General features: G+C 64.7%; 24 protein-coding genes. 8 read left to right on the top strand and 16 right to left on the bottom strand.

The features are described 5' to 3' along the window. Positions 1-361: 361 nt before the first annotated feature. The 3 genes from CRT60_RS01165 to CRT60_RS36065 all read right to left on the bottom strand — a co-directional run bounded on the left by CRT60_RS01165 (position 362) and on the right by CRT60_RS36065 (position 3,328). Positions 362-841, bottom strand: a complete 480-nt coding sequence (locus CRT60_RS01165) for a hypothetical protein (protein ID WP_143272997.1) — start codon at positions 839-841, stop codon at positions 362-364. Positions 842-1,334: 493 nt separating this feature from the next. Next, entirely contained in the window at positions 1,335-2,603 is a 1,269-nt protein-coding gene (locus tag CRT60_RS01160) for a replication initiation protein (RefSeq protein WP_098734623.1), read from the bottom strand. Between the two features lie 557 nt (positions 2,604-3,160). After that, the gene (locus CRT60_RS36065; protein WP_161957941.1) at positions 3,161-3,328 is read right to left on the bottom strand and encodes a hypothetical protein; all 168 of its coding nucleotides are present in this window, start codon (positions 3,326-3,328) and stop codon (positions 3,161-3,163) included. Positions 3,329-3,424: 96 nt separating this feature from the next. Here CRT60_RS36065 and CRT60_RS01150 point away from each other — a divergent pair, with 96 nt between their 5' ends. Next, a complete protein-coding gene (locus CRT60_RS01150; RefSeq protein ID WP_098734621.1) occupies positions 3,425-4,288 on the top strand; it encodes a helix-turn-helix domain-containing protein in 864 nt (287 codons plus the stop codon). Next, entirely contained in the window at positions 4,288-4,926 is a 639-nt protein-coding gene (locus CRT60_RS01145) for a hypothetical protein (protein ID WP_143272995.1), read from the top strand. Before CRT60_RS01150 ends, CRT60_RS01145 begins: the two co-directional genes overlap by 1 nt. A 233-nt stretch (positions 4,927-5,159) precedes the next feature. Here the strand turns inward: CRT60_RS01145 and CRT60_RS01140 are convergent, their stop codons facing one another. Further along, positions 5,160-5,852: a hypothetical protein gene (locus CRT60_RS01140; protein WP_143272993.1), complete on the bottom strand. Its 693-nt coding sequence runs from the start codon at positions 5,850-5,852 to the stop codon at positions 5,160-5,162. Between the two features lie 457 nt (positions 5,853-6,309). Between CRT60_RS01140 and CRT60_RS35400 the strand changes: the two genes are divergently transcribed. Beyond that, entirely contained in the window at positions 6,310-6,699 is a 390-nt protein-coding gene (locus CRT60_RS35400; RefSeq protein ID WP_143272991.1) for a hypothetical protein, read from the top strand. Between the two features lie 441 nt (positions 6,700-7,140). Here CRT60_RS35400 and CRT60_RS01130 read toward each other — a convergent pair whose 3' ends face one another. The 6 genes from CRT60_RS01130 to CRT60_RS01105 all read right to left on the bottom strand — a co-directional run bounded on the left by CRT60_RS01130 (position 7,141) and on the right by CRT60_RS01105 (position 14,113). Then, entirely contained in the window at positions 7,141-8,169 is a 1,029-nt protein-coding gene (locus CRT60_RS01130) for an Nmad3 family putative nucleotide modification protein (protein ID WP_098734617.1), read from the bottom strand. 1,064 nt (positions 8,170-9,233) lie between these two features. Next, positions 9,234-10,136, bottom strand: coding sequence for a transposase (locus CRT60_RS01125; RefSeq protein ID WP_098734616.1), 903 nt, complete (start codon positions 10,134-10,136; stop codon positions 9,234-9,236). Positions 10,137-10,557: 421 nt separating this feature from the next. Next, the gene (locus CRT60_RS01120) at positions 10,558-11,499 is read right to left on the bottom strand and encodes a toprim domain-containing protein (RefSeq protein WP_098734615.1); all 942 of its coding nucleotides are present in this window, start codon (positions 11,497-11,499) and stop codon (positions 10,558-10,560) included. Positions 11,500-11,510: 11 nt separating this feature from the next. Beyond that, positions 11,511-13,007, bottom strand: coding sequence for a helix-turn-helix domain-containing protein (locus CRT60_RS01115; RefSeq protein WP_098734614.1), 1,497 nt, complete (start codon positions 13,005-13,007; stop codon positions 11,511-11,513). A 483-nt stretch (positions 13,008-13,490) separates the two neighbouring features. Beyond that, the gene (locus tag CRT60_RS01110) at positions 13,491-13,817 is read right to left on the bottom strand and encodes a hypothetical protein (RefSeq protein WP_098734613.1); all 327 of its coding nucleotides are present in this window, start codon (positions 13,815-13,817) and stop codon (positions 13,491-13,493) included. Continuing rightward, entirely contained in the window at positions 13,814-14,113 is a 300-nt protein-coding gene (locus CRT60_RS01105; protein WP_098734612.1) for a MarR family transcriptional regulator, read from the bottom strand. The genes CRT60_RS01110 and CRT60_RS01105 overlap by 4 nt, the downstream gene beginning before the upstream one ends. A gap of 138 nt (positions 14,114-14,251) precedes the next feature. Between CRT60_RS01105 and CRT60_RS01100 the strand changes: the two genes are divergently transcribed. Beyond that, positions 14,252-14,623, top strand: coding sequence for a hypothetical protein (locus tag CRT60_RS01100; protein ID WP_143272989.1), 372 nt, complete (start codon positions 14,252-14,254; stop codon positions 14,621-14,623). A 72-nt stretch (positions 14,624-14,695) separates the two neighbouring features. Here CRT60_RS01100 and CRT60_RS01095 read toward each other — a convergent pair whose 3' ends face one another. From CRT60_RS01095 to CRT60_RS01085, 3 genes are all read right to left on the bottom strand, one after another. Continuing rightward, complete coding sequence (locus tag CRT60_RS01095) at positions 14,696-15,736, bottom strand: hypothetical protein (protein ID WP_098734610.1); 1,041 nt, start codon at positions 15,734-15,736, stop codon at positions 14,696-14,698. A 169-nt stretch (positions 15,737-15,905) separates the two neighbouring features. After that, positions 15,906-16,403 carry a helix-turn-helix domain-containing protein gene (locus CRT60_RS01090; RefSeq protein WP_098734609.1) on the bottom strand — a complete coding sequence of 166 codons (498 nt, stop codon included), beginning with the start codon at positions 16,401-16,403 and terminating at the stop codon, positions 15,906-15,908. A 36-nt stretch (positions 16,404-16,439) separates the two neighbouring features. Then, entirely contained in the window at positions 16,440-17,288 is an 849-nt protein-coding gene (locus tag CRT60_RS01085) for a hypothetical protein (RefSeq protein WP_098734608.1), read from the bottom strand. A gap of 80 nt (positions 17,289-17,368) precedes the next feature. Here CRT60_RS01085 and CRT60_RS01080 point away from each other — a divergent pair, with 80 nt between their 5' ends. Beyond that, positions 17,369-17,626, top strand: a complete 258-nt coding sequence (locus CRT60_RS01080; protein WP_098734607.1) for a hypothetical protein — start codon at positions 17,369-17,371, stop codon at positions 17,624-17,626. A gap of 173 nt (positions 17,627-17,799) precedes the next feature. Here CRT60_RS01080 and CRT60_RS01075 read toward each other — a convergent pair whose 3' ends face one another. Then, positions 17,800-18,543, bottom strand: a complete 744-nt coding sequence (locus tag CRT60_RS01075) for a hypothetical protein (protein ID WP_098734606.1) — start codon at positions 18,541-18,543, stop codon at positions 17,800-17,802. A gap of 83 nt (positions 18,544-18,626) precedes the next feature. Here CRT60_RS01075 and CRT60_RS01070 point away from each other — a divergent pair, with 83 nt between their 5' ends. From CRT60_RS01070 to CRT60_RS01060, 3 genes are all read left to right on the top strand, one after another. Continuing rightward, a complete protein-coding gene (locus CRT60_RS01070) occupies positions 18,627-19,412 on the top strand; it encodes a hypothetical protein (protein WP_098734605.1) in 786 nt (261 codons plus the stop codon). Between the two features lie 295 nt (positions 19,413-19,707). Continuing rightward, on the top strand, positions 19,708-19,947 hold the full coding sequence (locus tag CRT60_RS01065; protein ID WP_098734604.1) for a hypothetical protein: 240 nt from the start codon (positions 19,708-19,710) through the stop codon (positions 19,945-19,947). After that, positions 19,944-20,540 (top strand): hypothetical protein, encoded by a 597-nt coding sequence (locus CRT60_RS01060; RefSeq protein ID WP_098734603.1) that lies wholly within the window; start codon positions 19,944-19,946, stop codon positions 20,538-20,540. The genes CRT60_RS01065 and CRT60_RS01060 overlap by 4 nt, the downstream gene beginning before the upstream one ends. Positions 20,541-20,544: 4 nt before the next feature. On the opposite strand, the gene CRT60_RS01055 is transcribed toward CRT60_RS01060, so the two are convergent. Beyond that, positions 20,545-20,775: a hypothetical protein gene (locus CRT60_RS01055; protein ID WP_098734602.1), complete on the bottom strand. Its 231-nt coding sequence runs from the start codon at positions 20,773-20,775 to the stop codon at positions 20,545-20,547. Then, on the bottom strand, positions 20,772-21,686 hold the full coding sequence (locus CRT60_RS01050; RefSeq protein ID WP_143272987.1) for a hypothetical protein: 915 nt from the start codon (positions 21,684-21,686) through the stop codon (positions 20,772-20,774). The genes CRT60_RS01055 and CRT60_RS01050 overlap by 4 nt, the downstream gene beginning before the upstream one ends. Positions 21,687-21,773: the final 87 nt, after the last annotated feature.

Raw genomic sequence — 21,773 nt, 5'->3', positions numbered from 1 at the left:
AACCGCTTTCGGAATAGGTAGCGGGCAAAGGCCAGCCTTAGGGGCTGGCCTTGGTGCCGAAGATCGTCAGCGGAAAATGCCGGTGGTTACGTGGTAGCCAATGCCTGTGGAGAGCAGGGGACGGTCGGTGGCTCCCCAGCGTTTCCATAGCCGTGTATTCTCTCGACGTACGGAAGATCTCGGCCTCGGAAATCGGGATGCCGGCATCAATCGTCGGTAGTGCTTCCCTGACAAGCCAAATGCTGCTTTGTATCTGAGATAGGCGGGCAGGGGGGCAGGCTGACGCTCCATGGTCAGCGACGCCAATCCAGTCTAACGCTTGAGGTGCAGCCCAGGCGTCAGACGGCCTTACCGGTCGGACTCATTTCAGCACGATTTCCAGCGCCCGCTGTGCTTGGCTGTTCAGCAGGGCGAGCGCCTGCGAGATGACCTCGGCTTCTTTCGCGAAGGATGGGGACACCTTCGCTAAATCAAAGCCTGGCAGCAGGCCGGCGAGACGCTTCAGATCGGCTACACACTTCTCGCGTTCGTCTAATGAGACTTGGCCTTTGCAGGGCCCAACCTTGAACGATTGCCAAATGTCGACAACAGCCGCCGTGCTGTCCGTCAGCCGTCCGACTTCGGCGGCAGCCGGATCGGTTACCGTCTTCGCCGCCGTAGCGATCCGGATCTCAGTGTCGAGCATCTTCGCGTTAATGATCAGCCCATCCGGGGTGATGCCCCGGATGATCCCGATTTGATATGCCGAGATGGCACGCGCAAGATCCTTATCAAGAGCAGACGCGGGGAGCGCCGTCACCATCGCCACTGCCGCCACAACAAGTGTTAGAATCTTTTCCATTTTGATACTGGCCTACAGTCCATACTTCTGAAGGGTATCAGAATTGTTGAGCAAGGTCGATTTTTCGTCACGCTTGGATACTCTGGACTGCAAGGAGTGACTAATATTTGGTCTTAATGGAATAGTGATGCATGAAAACGTACAGGCTGCATCGGAACATCATTGCCATACATCAGAGAATGCTGATGGTCTTGCGGACAAGTGGCTTCGGCATGACGACGTGTCCTCCGGCTGCGGATAGGCAAGCGCGGTCGGGTGCATGCCGATCAGCCCTGGATCACGGTTGAGCGGGGCCAGCCCTGACATCGTGGCGTCAGGCAATGCGGCAGGTATTCGCGGCGCTGCGACTGTGTGGCGAAGAGATAGGTGCAGATGATCAGCCGCTCCGTGCCTCGTCGCGGTTGGCGGCCTTGAGGGCGCACGCAGGCCCTCGACCCGACATGTTATCAGCATACGCAATGCATAGCCGTCTGGATGCGATTGCGGTGCGGACTCAGCCCTGCGCAGCGGCGTCGATCACCGGCACTTCCATGTCGACCCGCTTGAGCAGGCTCCGCCGGTCGCGGCGGAGCGCACTTTCCGACGCACGGTCGATCGGGATCGGGCCACGCGGTCGGCCCTGGTCATCCAGATCCTCCGGCTGCGCCAATTGACGCAGGGTCCGGGCGTTCTGCTCGGCGAGAGCCTTGCCACGGCGGATCTGCTCCAGGAACTGCTCCGAGGGACGTAGCGCGTAAGTGACGTCCACGATCTCAGGGCCGGCACCGCGCTCCGATTCCTTTTCGTAGCCGGCCAGCACACCCTGGGTCACCAGCACCTCCACGGCGACCTTGATCGCGCGCAGTGTATCGCGATGGCGCTTGGAGCGGTTCATGCCGCTGTTCGTGATGATGTCGCCGGCACGGATCGCCATCGGCTCGACATCGCCGCTGTTGTGGTAGTGCAGGGACAGGCTCTTGTAGAGCCACCAGGAGACTGGGTTGCGGATCTTCATCAGCATCTCATAGGAGATGCTCTGAAATTTCAAAGACATGATCGCCTTCGCGACCAACGGGTTGAATTCCAGATACGTTTCCGTGTTTCCGCCGACTTCGCCGTCGTCGTCGAGACGGACGGAAACACCCTTGCCGCCGCGCATGGCGACAACTGGGAATGCGGTCGACTGCAGCAATGTCGCGCTGCCACCCGGATGATCCGCCGGCTGCTCGATGGTAAGGAAGGTCTTGCTGAGGATCAGCAGCGCTTCCTTGATCTCGGTGATGCTGAGCGTGCGTCGGACCCGAGCCAGTTCCTTCTGGATCTCGTAGAAGGAAAACCGCATCTGGACTTTGGCATTGCGCCGGTTGTCGCCATCGACCAGCATCAGGCGCGTGCGTTCTGTCGCCAACCGGCGGATCACCTCCTCAACAACCTGCTCACGCTCGCCGGGCAGTGCCTCGATGCGCACCGTCTTGTACTTCGCAGGACCGCCATCCTCGGCATCGGTGCGCACCCTGCGCGTGACACGGGCCGGATCAAGGGTGATCACGTAGGGCTCGCCATTGTAAGCGAAGGAGCGTGTAACGGACTCGACATGGGCATTGTCGCGGCGATCCTCTCCGCCGCGCTCGCCGGATGCGAAGACGAAACGGGGCGCCAGATCGTAGAGGCCGACGGCATTCGTCTGTCGCGCGTCGCCGTCCTGCTGCTCAGGTTCGTGAGACCAAAGGGCCAACTGCAGCGTCGAGGCCACCGGGCTTTGTGTCACGCTGTTGCTGGCCATCGATCTACCTCCTCCACCTTATCCACGACAATGTGCCAGGCTGCGCCAACGGGCAACGGCTCCTCCTGTGATCATGCCCGATTTCCAGGCCGGCTATTGAGGATTGGCTCGCGCTTATGGAGGACTGGTTCGCGGACTTGGAGGATTGGTTCGCGCCTGCACCGGTGCGACTCGACGGGCTGCAAAGCCGCCCAACGGTCCAATGCAGCGCTCAAGCCGAATCGGGGGAGCGGGGGAGGGGAGGGTTACAGAGGAGCGGTTCGCGCCTTCCCAGGTCCCGCGCATTTCCAGAAACGGTCGGCCCCGCGAACCAGTCCTCCATATCTGGAAACGTTTCCGGATATGGAGTTTCCTGTGGCCACGTGCCCAGAAGCGATTTTCCGGAAACGATATAGAGGAGCGGTTCGCGCCTCGTCGTTTCCGGAAACTTGGCCGAACTGTCCATGAAATGGCGGCCCCCAGCATTCACGGAAACAGTCTGAAGGGCCTTCATGGCCTACCATATCCAGCCCGCGAACCGTTCCTCCACCCGGTCCCCGGCCTGAGTCCCTCCAGCCTCACCCCGCGCACCAATCCTCCATAGGCGCGAGCCAGTCCTTCAGGATTCCGATTCGCAGCCGCGCCGCGCACCGATCCTTCAGGCTCGCGAGCCAGTCCTCCTTGGTCGCGTACCGGTCCTCCATGGTCGCGAGCCAATCCTCAGCAGACGCGAACCAGTCCTCCATGGAGGAATCCGCCGCGTTTGTCAGGCCAACCCAGTCCCGGAATCCTGACCGCAGATCCGCCGACATGCACCGGCACCACCATCCGCGGAGTCAGCGATGCCCACCCTCAATACCAACCAGCCGAACACCGGACAGGAGACCACCCGCTGGGGCCGCATTCCGGCTTGGTGGCTCAGCCACCCAGACATCGACGCCGACGGCCTCGCCGTCCTTGCGGCGCTCAGCACTTACGCGAATGCGCGCGGCGAATGCTGGCCGTCGCAGGCGACGCTTGCCACCGCTCTGAAACGCAGCCGCTCCACCGTCAACCGCATCCTCGGTCAACTCGCCGACGCTGGCGTTATCGAGGTCGAACCGCGCAAGTCCGCCACTGGCGGCCGCCTATCCTGCCTCTACCGTCTGCGACTGGAGGCCGGCAGCGGTCCGATCGTCAACGTCCAGGCGATGCCTGTGCGGCAGCGCGACACCGATGTCGCTGTCGTTGACTCCCCCTGTGCGGCAGCGCGACAAGAACAACTGGATTCAAACAAACCAGACTCGCTCGCTGGGCGCGGGCGCGAGGGTGTCAGCGCTGAGCGGGTCGAAGACCACCCAACCGGAGAGACGCAGGCCGTGCCAGCCGACTGGATGCCGTCCGCCGCAGACTTGACATGGGCCCGTGCCAAACACACTGGCATCGACCTCGACCGCCACGTCGAGGGTTTCGTCCTGCGCTGCCAAGCCCACGGCTACCGGTACCGCGACGTCGGCGCCGCATGGAGGTCCTGGCTATTGCAGGACGTCCAGGCTCACAAGGCTCCACTGGTTTTCGGAACTCCAACGGTCTCAGGAATGTCGCGCACAGCCGACAAGATCGCCGCCTCTCGCCAGCAGGTTGCCATCTGGGCCGGCGTCGCCGATCGTCTGCGCCAGCAGCCTTCAGTGGAAACCGGCGCGATTTCCCTCGGTGGAGGATGGTGATGGGGAGAGCGCGCCCGACTGCCAACATCGTCCCGCTGCACGCATCGCCGTTGGCCGTCTATGATCCAACGCTGCCGCCCGACCAGCAACATGGCGCGCTTGTGGGAGCATTGCCGGAAACGCTCCAGGCGATCGTCGGCAACGGAACCAGCCGCGCATGCTTCGACGACCTTGGCGGCTTCGTCGGGATGCGGGAGACGTGGTCGCCACCTGCCATCGTCGATCCGGCCGATGCCGAGGCAGCAGCCAGGGCGTTGGCCGTGATCGAACGCGAGATCCTGGCACCGGTCGATCCCGGCTGGCTGCTGGCCCGCTTGTTGGCGCTCTTCGCGCATTGTCCGCCGCGCTCGACTCCGCTCGACCCGGCTGTCGAACGGATAGTCGCCAGCGACTGGGCCGAGGATCTGGGCGAGTATCCGCAGTGGTCGGTGGATCAGGCGGTCCGCGTCTGGCGGCGGACGAAGAAATGGCGGCCGACGATCATGGAGATGCGGGCACTATGCGACGAGGCGATCGCGATCGAGCGGACCCTGGCGGAACGTCTGCGCCAGATCGCTGCCGTCAAGCCAGCAGAGGCAGGTGGGGCAGGGAGGCGGGACTTTCGAGCCCTGGCGGGGAAGGTGATCAGGGGGATATAGGGTTGCCGGGGTTGCTTCGGCGTTTCTCAATGGGGAAATGCAGGATCAGGTAACCGGCCCTTCGCGGTGCGTGAAAGGCCGATGCACTGGCCAGGAAAAGATCGGTTCCTTGGAGTAATGATAGAGAACGGGCAATGCTTTTCCTCATTGGGGAAAAGCCAAGGTCTGGGCCACGTTTTAAAAGGGTATCCATACCAACGCAGGCTAGATTTCTTCTTTGATTACGTTGCTGGTCAGTGCAACTGACCTAGCATGATGGCGGAGTTGCTGCTGGGTTTTAGCGCGTGCAGTTGCTCGCGCAGGTCGGCGCCAAATGAGTTCTCGGGCAGAATGCCACCATTGATGAGAAGCAGTACTTCATCCACATCGCGCCAGGTTACACCTAGTAGGAATGAGAGAACGATCTCTTCGTCACTCCACACTCCGAAGCACATAACCTGCCCCTTATCATGAGAGAATAGCACAGCGTCCTGAGAGCCGAGGCGAAACGGTGGACAGTGTGAGGCCGTATTAGCAGAACGGCGGATCTCCCGTTGCAGAAACGGATCCATCGCCTTGATGACAGCGCCGATCCTCGCGCAGACCTGATGCAAGGGCTGGTGCGCCATGACTGGATGCAGATGCAGAACCGCTCGCAGAGGGAAAACTTTATCAATTCCCTCGCCGCATGCATGCATCTCACCTTCGAACCATAAACACTCGCGCGGATCTTTGACCATCTCGTCCAACGTGTGCTGCAGGTTGTTCGCGTCCAACCGCTGCATTGTGCGCGTGACCTCCAACAGTTTCCGCCCGCAGAAGGCAACCATCATTCGGAAGTCTGCCCGCCCTTCTTCCCGGGTTGGATCCACGCTGTAGACGTCACGCTGCTCTCCGGTAACATCTGGTTCCTGGCCGATCAAAGTTCCCGGCTTGAGATCGCTCATTCTCACCTCCTGCACATTTGGTAGGCGCTAGGTAGCACAGTCTCTACTCCGATGAGGAGAGGGTGAGCCATTCCCACCAGCGGTGGTTTCAGGAGGACGAACTTCTGAAACATCGATAACCAGCAATCGTGGGTCATCCGGGAGTATTCACCGCTGTCAACCAAGGGAGTACGCTACAAAGTCGCCGAGGCATGAAATGGTGTCTGTCGCGACCATGAGCATCCAGGCATGCCTCTCCCTCCAGCATTCCAGGACCACACCGAACCAGCCTGTCCTGCACCTTGCGGATCCGGTCGGCGACCCGGATGGCGCTGTTGACGTCTAGCACCTTTCATGCGGATAGAGGGTAAGTTCTCTCTACCGGTTGTCGTCGTCGATTTTGCCGTAGCCGCGCAGGCGCATCGACTGCGCCCCGCATGGGGCAGCGGCCACTGATCTCCAGCGGAATGCCGGCCCCATGACCGACATTGACGACCAGCCGCTCACTTGGGTGACATTCTTCGCCGAGGAGGGCGGCCGGTTGTTGATCGTGAAGGAAGCGTCGGACGATGTCCGCATTGCGGCCGGAATCGCATGGGCAGCGGCGATGTCACGCCGTGTCCATCACGAAAACGGTGTCGTGTCGATGCTGCCGATGGGAAGCCGACGCTATCCTGTTGCCGCTGGCAATGCCTCACGCATTGGCCGTATCGGCATGAGCCTCAGCGCAGGCTGCACACCGCACGTTGGGGCAGGGTTCGTTCTTACCGTTGGTCGACGGCGAGCGCTAGGCGAGCCAGTTCAACCCGTTGAACCTCATCACCCACTGCTGTGCCGGCACCGAAGCACACGTCTTCGACATACTTGACCAAATCAGTAGCAAGGGAAAGCAGGGCGTTTACTTCGGGAGTGTCCGTGCACGAGCCGAAGGCGTTCGCGATCAGGCGTAGACCAGCGTCGATGTCGGTGCGCTTGGGTTGGAGCATGGAAGGCAACCTTCAATTAAGGGTAGAAGGGTGTTCACCAATTGTACCGGACCCATGATAAAAAATCTGCCTACGCATCGACGCTTTTGCCACACTGGCACGGTCCCGATTGACGTCCAGGCAGCCCAACAATGGCAGTCCTTGGTACCCGCTCAAAGGCATCGTGGGGCTTGAGCGCATCGTCGCATTGCCGGGAAGGCGGAGATCGGCGATCCAACTTTCCGGCCCCCAGCCCGCGGCCGCGGCGCAGACAGTGAAGGGCAATGGCATGGTATTCATCTCTCTATTGTCGGCCGGTCCTGAACTCTGGGGAGACGATCGATTCAACAGCCCATGCCCGCAGCCGGGACAGGCGTTCGGTCGGTAGGGTCGTCCGCAGGGCCGCCGATCATGGTGTCGGATTCTAGGCTGACGGAAGACTCCCTGAAGAGTCCGGCGAGCCATTCGAGGGTACCGGGAGCGTGGAGGGGATCCCACACACCTTCTTGCCATTGCCCTGCCGTGCTGAAACGCATCCAGCCGGGGTCGTCCTCCTGCCAGTTCCTCTGGCCAACGCAAGTCCACCGGCCGGCCTGCATAAGCGACCCGAACGAAGACGGCAGCCGCCAGTCGTCGACGCGCAACGCCCCTGGCCGGGTGAGGCGCAGGTCTGGCCGGAAGCGTGGGAAGATCCCGGCGCCGGGGAGATCGGCATCGAGACCCTCCAGGCTCAGCCGGTCGGCCGCTTCGAAGATCCAGTTGTTGTCCTCATCCCACACGCCCGGATCGGCGCCGGCGTGGGGGTGATAGCGGCCCCACGCCGGCAGATCGGGAAATGGCGCTTGGTGCACGCGACCGACCTGCAGCCAGCCGAAGATGCAGTGCATGCGCTTGCCTTCGTACCGCGGCGGTCGGCCCGCGCGGCCGGGCACCAGCCGGTCGTAAAGCCCCCAGAAGACGAACACATCGCCGACCCCGACTTCGTTCTTGCGCAGGATCTTCAGCGCCCGGCCTGTCTGGCCAAACAATGGCTTCCAGTCCGACGGCCTCGGCCGCATTCCCTGATGCAGGTCAGGGTCGAGATGCGCGAGGGTGTCGGTGGTCACCCGCACCCGCTTCGTCTTCGGCTTCCTGCCGTCAATCTGGTCTTCCTCGACGACGGCCTTCCGGAAGGCACTGTGCCCGATCACATAGTCGGCGAGCGTCGCGTAATGTGCCTCAAGCCCCGGCGGGCACGGCAGGTCGGTGTAGCGGATCGGCGCGCCACGGTCGTAAGGGATTGGCAGCGGGAAAAACCGTCCGTCCTGCAGGATCGGGCTCGGCTTGCCGCCGTAGCCGGTGTCGAAGCCCTTGCGGCTCAAGATAATCTTCATAGCCCCATCCTCCCCAGCGACTACACACGGTGCGACCGTCGAGGGCAAGGCCGGCTGAAGGGCGAGCCAGGGGAGGTAGGCGCCAATCCGGCCGCGCGGCCGTTGTCGGGGCATGCCCAACTGGAGGGCCCAACCATGACCCCACAGCCGCCGACACCCAAGAACTGCGGCCTGGGCGGCACGCCCGACAACGACAGCAACGGCGGCAATGTGACACCAGCCATCTGGCCACAGGACAAGCCAACCGTCGACACGCGGCCCGCGAACCTGGTGCCCGTCTGCGCCTCGTTCGAAGGCATCGCGGGGCACGAGCGCCTCGCCGCATCACCGGGAAGGGCGGGGCGCGGCGACCCAAAAGCGGCCTTCCGGCCCCAGTCCACGGCCGCGGCGCAGCCGGTATGGAGCGGGCCGGCATCCGCCCCTGGGGGCGGATGCACCGAAAAAGGAGCCGGTGCCACCGTGAGGCCAGCCGGCGACAGGGGGGATGCTCGCTGGCCCGCAGTGGGGCAGGCCGGGCGGGAAGGGGAGGGGCCGGTTTTCTGTCATGGAAAACAGACCGCCGGCCACGCGGCCTTCACCGACGGGGCCGCGCTGGAAAAGGGACGGAAACTGGAAAGGGGGCATCTTGTCCTCGTACGGGGACAAGTTAGGCCGGTTTACCCCCTATACAGAAACTCTAACCTGAAGCCCTAAGAGATCTGATCGTGACATTACAACTACGGGCCGGAGGGGTAGGTGTAGGGATTCACGAACAGGTTTTTCTCTTCATTAGGAAAACACCTCCGGCCAACAACCTAACCAGACTGGACAGCATCCAAGATGGCCATGCCATCCTGTCCACCTCCGCCGTCACCTCCATCGCCAAGCCATCCCTGGTGCACGGGCCTCTGCATGGCCGGCACAAGGGGGCTGCCAAAAAAAAGGAAGTGAGGGGATCGGTCAACTCCACCCTCATTCCACAGGCGCATTCCACGACGGAGCCACGGCCGCGCGCAGCGTCACGGCCCATCGGCAACCACGGCCTCTCACCCCACCGCTGAGCCAAGGTTGCTCTGTCGAAAGCCTCAGGCGGAAATACCAAGCAGAACAAGGCGGTTGACGTTGTAGACGACGCCTCTGAGCAGCGCCTGAGACCGTTGCGTGAAGTCGGTGCGGGCGGATAGAGCCTCGCCCCACCTCCGCTTCGCGACGGACATGACGGTTTCGACCTTCCAACGCTGCCGGTAAGCACGCTTGCTGGCTGCATCCCCTGGGTCATTGAGCAGTCGGTGCATCTCCTGCCGGTATGGGGTGGTTGCAATGACCTTGGTCGAGCGCCGCTTCTTCGCTGGGATGAGGGAGTGGACGCCCAATGTCTCGCGGCAGAAACGATGATTGGCCTCGCTGTCGTATCCGGCATCCGCGATCACCTCGTCGAAGGCCATCACCGCAGAGGCGTCAGTCGCCAGCGGGACCAGATCGGGGAAATCGCCCGCTGGTCCTGGACGAACCCGTTGCGCCAAGAGCATCTGCGGGCCCACCCACATCGCCAACGCCCACTTCAGCCATCCACGCTGGCCACGCTCGCGTTTGGCCCGCCACTCGAAATACCGTGAGGTATGGCTGAGCCAGAGCCCCGTGCTGTCCAGGGCAACCTGGCACCGCTGGCCATCGCGCTTGACCCGGCGCACGGTCTCCGCCAAAGCCGACGCCACCAGTTCGGCACTGAGCCAGCGGCGGGCGAACCACCAGAAGGTGGAGTGGTCGGGGACGCTCAGGAAGCCGAACAGGCGGCGAAGTTGACCTGAGATCCGCAAGAGGTCCTCCAAGCCGCGATAGTTCAGGCGGAGATGCTCTTTCACCAGCAGAGCGGCAAACAGGCTGGAAGGCCGATAGGCAGGGCGGGCGTACTTGCTCAGAAGTACGGGGAGCGCGCGGCGCGCCACAGCATGGGCCAGCCGCGCAAAGCACAGCAGATGATTTTCCATGATACCCGGCAGATGGGCATCACACCGTCAGACCGTGAGGCTTTCGACAGAGCAAGCCAAGGTCTCAAAACGGCTCTCCTGATCAGACATGGTTGCGCGGGCGGCGCGCCGGCGGCCGGCGTGGGCTTCGGACGGCCCTGCCGATCGCGATTACCGCGTCATCAGCGCACGCCTGATGGGGTCAATGGGTGTCGCCTGTGGGGTGGTAGCGCTGGAGGATCTTGCGCAATTCTGGAGCGCTTTACGGCGATCGGCCTTCGACGCTCCCCGTCGCCGGCGCCGCGTCGTCCGCGTCGTCCGTGACGCTGGCATGGCGGGATGCCCCGTCGCCTGGAGCGGCGCGGGGGAGATGAAGGCCGCAGGCGGACATCCGCGTCGGCGGAATGGATGGACGAAAGGAACGGAGAGAATGCCCGGCCGGTCAGGCCGGGACCATCTCTCGGTTGGTTGCGCTGCTAGTGGCGCCGGTGCCCTCCCACCATCCGGCCACATCGGCGTGGTCCACATAGCGGGCCGAGACGTCGGTGGCGCGCGGCACGGCTTCGAGGATGTCTGCAGTGGCGCCGCGGCCGCCGCGGTCCTGGTCCAGATGCAGGCGGATTTCCACGTCGGCCGGCAGCCGGGCCAGCAGTTCAGCGCCGCGGCGGCGCATGCCGACGCCGCACAGGACCATGACCTGCCCCTTCGCCAGGCCGGACTCGATGAGCGCCAGGGCGTCGAACAGCCCCTCCACCACGTCGACCACGCGCTCATCGCCGGCGCGCAACCACGCCACGTCTTTCGGCCCGACGACGCCCTTCCACGCGGAATTCCGCACGTCGTAGCCGCCGGACAGGTTCTTCACGCCCAAACCGAAGAAGGCTTTGCCGCTGGTCAGGTCGCGGAAATGCACCTGGCGCGTCAGTTGGAGCGTGCGGCGGCCGATGCCCCGCCTGCGGGCGTAGTCGATCAGGGCGTCGTACGTCACGTCGGCGACGCGCGTCACCGCGAAGGGCTCGTCTACTTCGCCGCGCTCGGCCCCGCGCTGCACGACCCAGGCGTCGCCGGCCTCGATGCGCCGTTGGCGGGCCGTGTCGATCCGCCCGGTCATTTCCGACAGCGCCTGCAGCGCCTCGGGCGTGGTGGTGAGATCGGGATACAGGCGCCGCACCAAGTCGATGATGTCACCGCCCTCGCCCTCACCGTAGTCGGCCCAGCGGGCGCCGTCGGCGAACACCGCGAAGGATGCGGTGTTCTCGGCTGCCCGGATCGGGCTGATGTACCAGGTGCGGCGGTTTCCGTCCCGGCGGGCCGGCTGGTGGCCGAGATCCGACAGCAGATCGTTGATGTCGATGGCCTTGGCGTCTGAGATCGTCATCGTCATAGCGCGCGCCCTCAGTGCCGGTTGCCCTTGGTCATGGCCTGGATCTTGGCAAGGGCGCACGCGAAGACATCAGCGCTCACCTCGGAGGATGAGCGAGTGGCGGCCGGAGGCGTGGCAGACGGAGCGGTCGACCGGGAAGCCGCCGTCGGCAGGCGATGCCGGTGGAACTCGACAGCGCTCTGGGCCGCCCTGAGGGCATCGAACTCCCCCGACCAGCCGAAGGTGCCGTCGCTCATGCGGCAGAGCACACTGGCGACGTAGCCGCTGCGGCTCGTCACCTTCTGAGCCCGAGCAGCCCTCGACACAGCGACCATCAGGCGGAAAAGACCCTCGGCGTCGATCAGCAGGTGCGCGTAGGAAGCCGGCTTGACGTTCCACACGGTCAGTAGCGCCTTGATGGCCGGGATCACCTGCGCGGCGTCCGTCACTTCATCGGCCTGTAGCCCGGCGGTCTTCTCAAGTTCCTTGGCGAGCGCGGGGCTGGCACCGACTGCCAGTGCCGGTGTGATTGCGGTCTTGCCGTTGTGATCATCTTCCGAGAGGGCAACGGCCTCGACGACCGCGAAGGCGCTGCCCTTCCTCTTTTCCTTTTTTGAGGCGGCCGTCTTCGTCTCGGCCTTGGCGGCCTCGACCGGAGTCGAGGCGACCTGCACCGCGGTCTTGCCGGTCAGGATGTCGAACAGGACGCGGATGCGGGCCTGGATGTCCTGCAGGTCCGCGATGACCTCGCGCAGGCGCTCCAGGTCTTCGGCGTCTTCCAGGAAGCGGTCGATGCGGACGATGATCGGGTTGCCGACCTGATCGAGGGCGCAGTGGTACTCGTCGGTCAAGACGTCCCAATCGCTGTGCGGATAGGCGACCGCTGCGTTGAGCGACCCCTTGATCGAGCGCGCCAGTTTCAAGAAGCGAGAGCGCAGATCCTGCACAACGCTGTCGCGGTCCCGGTCGTCGGCGGCGACGCGCTCCAAGCGCTCCAACTGCTCGACGAGCGGGGCGAAGCACAGGCCGGACGCCTCGATTAGGGTGCCGTCGGTGGCGCGGCTGACAGCGCGGTTGCCGTTGGTGGTGGTGTAGTCCCTGACCAGGATGCCGCGGGTCGCCATCGCGATGGTCCAGCGCCGGAAATCACGGGCGGAGGACTTGCGGGTCAGGCGGGTCATCTCGCCGGCGTTTGCGTGGTTATACGGCCCGAGACCGCCGCGCTCATAGTCGCGATGATGGGTCATGCCGATGAGGGTCCGCAGGTTCAGCGCGTCGTCGGCGGTGATGTCGAGGTGCTCCAGCACGGCCTGGCTTTCCAGAGCGGCGAGTACCCGGTCCTTGCCCTTCTTCGTCGGAGCGAGCGGCTGGCGGGTGGCAAGCCATGCTGCTTCGACGGTGGTGAGGTCGACAGTGCCGGTGATGGCCTTCGCCTTCGGCGCCAACTGGGGCTTGGTAATAGTCCGACGCCGGCGGGTGGTGGAATTCGTGGTACCGTTGGTCGAGTTGATGACGCCCTGGATGTCCATTTCCTCACCTCTTCAGAGGCGAGCGGTATTTTTAGGTTTATGGGGCGCGAAATCCGGTCTTCGAGGGTATGGACACTGCGTCGAGCCTGTGCTAGTAGTTGCCCCAGACATGCCTTCTACCGCTTCGCGGAGATTAGCGTGTCCCAGTGGGTAGGCCGACGCATTCACCCTTTCAAACCGGCCGCTCTCAAATTCTCATCCGTGTAGGCCGCTCACCGTGACGGATGGGGATTAAGAGAAACCCCGCTGGTCTCTTCTTCAGGAACTCCCGAAGACGAAACCGCCGCCCTCGTGGGCGGCGTTCTCTTTTTACCCCATCCGATATGATTAAGCAACAGGGCCGCGCCGAATTCGGGCGAACGATCGGCAGTAAAGCCGGTGCCTGTGACATGACGCTGGTCGATGAGTTCTTAAAAAAAGATGCACCGTTTCATGGGAAGTCTATTGCTAACTCTGGAAAGATGTTGCATTTCGCCCGCCCGATCAGGCGACCTGGGCAGTGTCTTTCTTCGGCGGGGCGGCCTGCGGATTCAGTCCGGCGTCGACCAGAGTGCCGTCCGGTCCCAGTCGGCCCTCCAGCAGGACGATCGTGTCGGAGGCGGCGTCGAGGCCCTTCAGGCAGCGCCGGAACTTCTTGCCGGCGATCGCCGCATGCAGGAGCGCGCCGTCGGTGGTGCGCAGCGTCAGAGTGACGTCCGGCTGCGGGGCCGGTTCCGCGATCAGCAGATGCCGCGGCAGGGCGGCCGGATCGAGCACGGCCTTGATCCTGACGGCCTTGATCTGGATTTCCGGGAGGGTCGTGGTCGTCATCGCAAGAGTCCTTCAGGTCGAGGTCGGGCCTTGGGTCCGAGGGTCAGGTGATTGATCGGGCGGCCGCCGCCATCGCGGGCTTCCTCGATCACCGTCAACCAGCCGGTGCTCCGCAAGGTCGTCACCGCCTCGCTGATGCGGGAGGCCGGCATTCCGAGGCGCAGCGCCAGATCGCTCTGCCGAACCGGCTTTCCGTCTTCGCCGACGGCGAACAGACCCAGCATCACGCGCAGTCCGAGCAGCGACAGGTCTTTATCGGTGGCTAGGTGCAACAGGGTTTCGGCATCGGTCGGCATCGGCTCCAGGTCTCTTCGGCTGGCGATGTTCTATCATGTTACGTTTTCCGTAAAAAGACCATTTCACGGATCCCGTAATTTGGTGAACAGCGTGGGTTCGTCGGCCGTCACCGTGCATTTTCCGGGAGCCGAGCGCAAATGAGACGGACAATCGAAGGCCCCTCGGAGGTCGCTGGCGCTCTACGCCGAACAGGACCATTCTCTCCCCAGGAGGGCGAACGGCTGGAGGAGGAGAAGACGATGGACGACATGGTGACCACAGACCGGCTGGCGGCGATGAGCAGCGCCGAGGCCCAGTCCCTCGTCGACCGGCTGGTCGCCGGCCGGCCTGTTCTGGCCCAGGCGCTCTCGGTCATGCCAATCCAGAGCCCGCACATGCGTTACCAGTGGCTCGTCACCAGCGACACCGTGATCCCCGGCGACATCACTCCGCTGGAAGCCGCTGACCGCCATGACCCCACGCTCGACGAGGTGATCGTCGATCTGGCCCGCGGGCACGGCGCCGACTGACCGGCACCTAAAACCCGGCACCGCATCGTTGGCACCGGTCCTCCGGAAGCGCGTGACGGCCGCGCCGGCATATCAGGCTGCGGGCTGATGCTCCAGGGCATCCAGACGCTCCAGCAGGGTCTCCACGATCACGCTGGCAACGTGACGGGAACGCGAGGCACCGCTTTCCTTTTCAGCCGGCCCGGTCATCACGATCCGCTTGGACGGCGTGGCACGGGCGATCTCGGCGATCCAGGCCCGCGCGGCCTTGTCGTTTCCCTTGAGCCGCAGAGCCGCCCGCCAGATCGAGGGCGACACCGAGACGGTCGAGGTGCGCTGCCCGTCGATCCGGTAACCGATGGTGAGCAGCCCGTCCACCTCGTACTCGCGCCGCATGTGCGGGCAGGCGTCCAGGCCGTCGTCCTGCAGCGACCACTGCACCTCGCCGGCTTCGTCGATGATTTCCAGATCGACCACCGAGCCGCTGGCCTCCACCAGGAACAGATGCAGGCGGTCCTGGCCGATGTCGATTGTGGGCATCCAGCAGCGCAACATCCGCTGCAGGGCCTCTCCAGCCGTCGCGGCATAGCCGATGTCCGTGTGGCGCTGCGTGCCGTTGCGGAACGTCCAGCACGCAAGCCAGGCGCTTGGCCGCCGGCCCAGGCCGACCAAGGCCGCGGTGATCTCAGCATGCTCCTTTTCCGTCGCCAGCCCCTTCAGAACCAGCCGGTCGAGCCAAGCACCGGCGTGGATCAGGTGGTCGCCGTGGTTCGGAACGCGGCAGTGCCACTTCGCTCCGTCCGGCACGCCCAGGGCTGCCCCTGCGACGGCGTAGAGACGTTTGCGCGTGGCGTCCAGAGCCTCATGCAGGGTTTCCAGCGCTGCCCCATCTCGGAAGTCGACGTTGGGCCCGTCGAGCAACCGCTTGGCCCCTTCGGTCAGAGGATAGACTTCGATCGACGGCGCATCCGTCGCGCAGCCCTCGACACGCACGGCCAGGAAAGGACCGCCGCGGTCGGCCAACAGGCCCTCGCCCCCGAAGCGGACAACGGCGTGGCGGACGTAGGTTGCTGGGTCGACAGCGAACTCCGGGCTCCAGGGGTTGGAACGGTTGTCGTGAAGGAGATAGGGCATGGCGGAAGCGCTCCCGGTTCGGTGTTTTGTTTATCTAAAACAATGGTAAGCCGAGACGATTCCGAAGGTCAACGGCGCCATGCTTTTTTCCTGTTGAATGCGGGCACGCTGGCAACGAAAAACCCGGCGCCGCTGCCGGCGCCGGGTTTTCTTGAAAGCCTGCATCTGCTCAGCCGGCGTGCTCGTTCGGCGCCAGCCTCCAGCCGTCGCCATTGGCTTCGAACACGCGGCGAAGGGCCGGTAGACCATCGCCGCGCGTGCCGGCATCGTCGCGAGCATCCTGCTCGCGCATCCTCGCGACCAGCGCCACGGCGACTGCCTCATCACTCATCCTCCGCCAGCACAGCCACCGGATTGCGCCGTCGGCGATTCCGTCGATCACTGTGTCGCGATCAGCCTCCCAGGCGGCAACGGCAGAGCGACCACGGCTGATCGACTTGGCAAAATCCTCCTGTGACAGACGCAGGCGACCGCGGAGGAACCGCACCTCTTGCCCTCTCATCGGAGCGGGCGAGGAAATGATCGCCTCCGCGATCGCTTGGTAAAGCCCCTCGAATCCCTGGACAGACACGTAGGTCTCTCCGGCCATCTGCTCCGCCTCGAAACCGCCGCGAAGGTAGATGTGGTCGAGCCCGCAGCCCGTGTAATGCAGCAGTTCTCTTCCCATCAGGCCGCCCCGTCATTACCAAAGGTCAGCACAGTATCACGAGCGCCGCTCCAGGGCGCCCAGCCGCTCCATGAGGGCCGCAACGACGGTGGCGGTGACGTGCCTGGACGGACTGCCCTGGCCTTCCGGCGCGCTGCCGGCGATCTCCGCGATCCAAGAGTCGGCGTCCGCCTCGCTGGCCCGCAGTCGAACGGCCGCCGCCCGCTGGCTGGCGATGGCGTCCAGGGTCTTTCGCAGCGGGTCCACGGGCGAGGCCAGGATGGCGCGCAGGCCCTCCACTGTGTGCTGGCGGCCGGCCCGTGCGGGCGCCGCCTGCCCGTAGTGCCACTTTTTCAGGGTCGAGCCGGGCAGGTCCAGGCGGTCGGCCAGATGGCGGATGCCCTCGGCCACGCTCATCTCCCTGCCGGCGACACCTCGGACGGCCTCGACGGCCGCCACGACGAGCCCGGCGAAAGCCACGTCGTCCCGCTCCGCCGGATCCAGCCGACGGGAACGCAGGTAAACGTCGATGCGGTCTTCATCGAGCAGGTAATCCGCGCCGGCGATCCGCTCGCCCAGCGGCTGCCCGCGCCCGTCCGTCGCGTTGGCCAGCATCATGATGTCGCCGGCCCATGTCTTCCCGGCCGCCGCCCGGATCCAGGCGCTGCCCTCGACCGCCACGACGCCGTAGGCGTGCAGGCCATCCCTTCCCGGCCGTCCGACCGGGTGCAGGCCCTCGGCGCCGAAGGCGCGCTCATAGACCGGCCGCAGCGACCGGATGAGACCGGTGACGATGCCGGCGCTGCCGATGGCGTTCTTCACCTCGGCGAGGTTCCGGTCGTCTTCGACGGCGGTGAGCCAGGTGCGGCTGCTTATGGGATTCCTCCGTCGTTCGTGTCGGACCATCTCCGTGGTCCTGGAATGGGCGAGTTGGTCCCATTTTACCGCTGCCGGCCGCGATCTGAGCCGCAGGGGCATGGTTTCGGATGGCCATTGCGGGCGCCCGGTTCCAGGAGGAGGATGTCGACAGGGAGGATCATCACATGGCCGAGGAGCCGATCATCGAGGTGGCGGCAGGCGCACACCCGCCCGGCGTCGAAGACCTCGTGGAACAGTACGAGGCTGGCGTCCGAGCGTTGGCGGCCGGCCTGGATGTCGCCGGCGTGCCGCTGGAGACCGAGGAGCAGATCCAGCAGGCCGCGGTTGCGCTGGTGCGGCGAGCGCGGACGTCCCGCCGCGGCTGATCCGTCACTGGGAATGCGACACTGGTGATCAGGCACCGATCAGTGTCAGGCTGCCGGACGCCCGCCCTCGCTGACCACAGGCCGGCGAGCCCGGCTTTGCGCAGGAGAGGGGCGCGGCCGGGCTCTTGACGCCGCCCTGGGGCGGCTCGGCCTGCTGGACAGCGTGAACGGCCTCAGATCAGGGCGAGTTGCGTGGGCTGGGCGGCCATCATAGCCCTGACGCGCTCGTTCCGACGCGTGATGTAGCCCGCGTCGACGCCCCGTCTGGCCTCGAGGTCGCTGAAGAGCGTTACGGCGTCAACAATGGAGGCGACGCGGTTCCAATCTGGATGTGGCCCGCGTATAAGACACGCCTCGTCGATCGCCTCGTCCGATGTATCAGTGGCAGCCGCTGCAATGCGGGTGATCTCATCGTCGTCCACGTCAGCATTGCACAGCAGCCGGCCTACAAGTCGGAGGCGGCTGTCGCTGAGGCTGGAGCCGCTGCTGCTGGCCCGTGTGATGATGGTGGTGGTGATGTCGTCGGCCTCGTGATCTTCGAAGCCCAGCGCGCTTTCGAAACGAAGTTGCTGCCGGATCTCATCGAGGATGCAGTCGGGATCAGCGTCGCCGCTGCCGCTGCGGCGGAGTCCCGGCAGGCGTGGGTCACTGAACAGCCTCATGACGAGGGCGCCGAGGCAGGGACCGCCGACCGGAGCGGCGACATCAACGGCGGTGGAGCCGTCGGCGAACAGATTGGAGAGTTCGTCGCGCCACTCATCGCCCCAGATGTAGCGGGCGATTGCTTCGGACAGACGGGGATCGATATCACCGTTGCCGAACGCCGCCTTGACTGTTGCCGTCACCCTGTCCATTGCCACCGTCCTCTTCACCGCCATGCCCAGGAGAGTCTTGGCCCGTTTTTTGTTGACCGGCAAGCGTCCTTCGGCGACTGGTGGCGGGGTTGCGCAAGTACCAGTAGCGTTGAGATAATGGTGGCCGATACAACCGGAGCCCTACGATGGACATCTCTGCCTCGGGACCGCTGCTGAGCCGCTACGAGATCGACCAAGTCAAGCCGCCGGAAAGCCCGATCGAGGCTAAGATGCTCGATCTGCTGATGGGCGGGCTTAACTTGGGCTTCAAGGCGACGTTTGCGGCAGCCGACACTTGGCAGGATGCTGTGGCCATGCTGCGGGCGGAACCGGAGACGTTCTCACGCAATCGCATGTGCGTCTTTCCGCAGGTCACCGTCGACCGCTATCGGGCGGACATGCTAGTCGCCTTCGCGGACCGGCTGATCGATCGGGGGGATGCTTGGGATGCCTGGAACGGCTTCGACCTCGTTTTCATAGAGTGCGATGGCGAAGAATTTCACGGCGAGGACTCCGGGCGCCTGCGCGCCGACCGGGATCGGGAACGCGCCATCAAAGCGGCTACCGGCCTTGATTTGCTGCGGTTCTCGGGCGCCGAAATTTCCTTCTTCCCGGATCAGGTAGGGGAGGTGATCTCGATCTACCTAGAATCCTTCGCGGTCGCGCGCCGTTTCGCCCGGCTGCGGCTGGAGCACGCGATGGAGGTCCATGACTACGCTCGGTCGGAGACCCAGGACATGGTGCCGGAGACGCCGGCAGTAATCCTGCGCGCCCGCGTCGCCGCCCGCGACCTCGCCGGCTTGCCCTGGGGCTGTCGGGAGTACCAGACCCAACTCGGCCAAGGGAACTTGGCGGCGATGCGCAAGGCCGCAGAGGCCATGCGGGTGTGGGCGGAGGATGCGACGCTGGACTGCCCGGCCTGTCCTGCTTGATGTCTTCAGAGCGTAGACGATTGTCCGCCGGCACCGCAATTCTACCATTGCGATTCGTCGGGACCAGGACCATCGGCACTGGATTGGCCGGATGGAGTCGTCTCCGTCTGCCCGCTGTCACCGCCCGGCGTGTTACCCCGTCTCCATGCCAGTTCCAACGCGCCTGCCCCACCGACTACATGGAGGTATGATGGGACAATCCGACGCTGCGCCCGTTGTTCGGGCGGTGGTTGTGGCGGAGGGGCGCGAAATGCCATATAAAGACGAGCACACCCGAGGGAAGAAGAGCACCACGATGGCCACCAACACGGCACGCACTGGCAGCAACAGTCGGAGCGCCCAGCGCCCGCTGGTCGCCGCCCGCAAGCCGCGACCCAAGACCATTGTGATCGATTCGATCGAGGAGGTCGAGGCTGCCGCTGTCGAGCGCCGGTTGGCTGCAAAGGTCGCGGCCGCAAACCGCAGCATTGGCTTGGTCGAGATCACCGACCTCAACGACGACGACACCTACAAGATGCTTTTCGGCGGATCGTGACCGACAAGACGCTCCCCGGAGCGGACCCCGGCGCCAACCTGGAGCCGTTGCAGGAGCCCCGGATCCGACCGACCACCCGCCGCGTCATGTATCTGCCGGATCTTGCCCCCGGGAAGCCGTCGTTCCAGACGTTCGGCAAACCGACCGAGGCTGACAAGCGCGCGGTCGTGGAGATCCTTCGCCGTATCCGCGCTGGAGAGCCGCTCGACCAGTTCTATCGCTCTGGCATCGACGACGGCGACGATGAACTGCTGGAGAAGTACGGCATCCTCCACCTCCACCTGGAGCATAAAGGCTCCAAGCACCTGCTCTACTTAGTCCAGTATGAGCATCCAGACGGTGATTACGTCGTCCTGCTGGAGATCAACGATCACAAGCATGTGAAAAAGCCGGTGGGTGAACTCATGCGCCGCCATCTGCCGGGGCTGAAGAAGCACCGCAAGGAGGCGATCGCTGCCGCTGTAACGATGACGACGACGCATGGGGTCGCGACGGGTGTCCAGGTAATCCATGTTCACGGGCCGACGGGCAGGCTCGTCGAGGTTGTTCGGGTAAAGCGTCGCAAGATGATCTACCGCAAGCCACCCGAGTAGCCTTTCATCCTGCCGCAGTCGGCGGCAGCGCCCCATACACCCGCAGCCCGTCCGACCTGTCCCTCATCGGCGCCCGGCCGGTGACGACCAGGCCGATCCCAGCCGCTTCCAGGGCCGCCACGGCGGCCTCGACCTCGGCCGCCGGCCCCATGAGCCGGATCTGGACGCCCTCGACGCCGCCGGCCGCCGGCTCCGTCTTGGAACGCCGGGAGCGGGCAGGGGAGCGCGCCGTCATGGCCGCCTCCCGAACACCGCCTGCCGGAAGCGCAGGGCCTGCAGCAGGGACGCCGCCGGCGTCACCGACCGCGCCTCTTCCAGGTCGGCCCGCCGGGTGAGGGCGGGCTTGCGCCGCTGCGCCGTCTTTCGGGCCTTCTTCATGGCGCCCACGGCCTCCTCCAACCCTTCCAGGTGGCGCAGCAGTTTCTTCGCGGCCTTGGCCTCGTCGCCGTTGAGGGCGCCGTTGGCGATGGCCGCTGCGGTCTTCTTCCGGAGATCGGCCAAGTAGGCCGCCTGGTTCTCGATGCTCGACCGTACCCGCCGGCGCTCCCCGTCCTGGCGGAGACCGAAGGCGGCCTCAAGGTCCTGCTGCCGGCGGCCACGCAGCACCCGTTGGCTTTCCTGGAAAGCCCAACTGCTCTCGTCCTGGCGGCGGCGCTCATCCGGCCACACGGTTCGCATGGCCCACTCCATCTCATCCTCCAGCCGCTCCGCCTCGCGCCGCGCCTCGATGGCGGCGATCTCCGTCTTGACCGCCGCGACGGCCGGCCCGCTCAGCCGCACCACGAGGTCATGCCGGCCACCGCCCGAACAGGCGCCGACGCACGCCTGGACGGCCACGCTGGCGTTGATCTGCGCCGAGAAGAGGGCCGCGTAGTCGTGCTCGCCCGTGCTGGCCGGCAGGTGGCCGAGCATCCACTCCGGTCTCGGGTCGCCGGCGAGGTCAGGCGGAATCGGCATCTCCGACGCGACCAGCGCCGCGGCGGTCAGCCAGATCTCCACGGCGTCTTCGTCGTATGGGTTCTCGGAGTTTCGCCGCAGCAGCAAAGGTATTCCCTGCGCCAGGCCGCCGTGAGCGGCCCAGAGCCGGTGATACTGCGTGCCCGCTGCCGTGATTTCGATTTCGTCGTCAAGAAAACATGTGGTCATAGCGCGTCTCATCGCCGGTCCATGCTGGACATACTAGGAGTCCGACGGCGGATTTGTCAACACATCGGAAGAGAAATACTTGAGGAT

It is taken from the genome of Azospirillum palustre (assembly GCF_002573965.1).
Lineage (GTDB): Bacteria > Pseudomonadota > Alphaproteobacteria > Azospirillales > Azospirillaceae > Azospirillum > Azospirillum palustre.
This window is presented reverse-complemented; position numbering and strand designations above follow the sequence as displayed.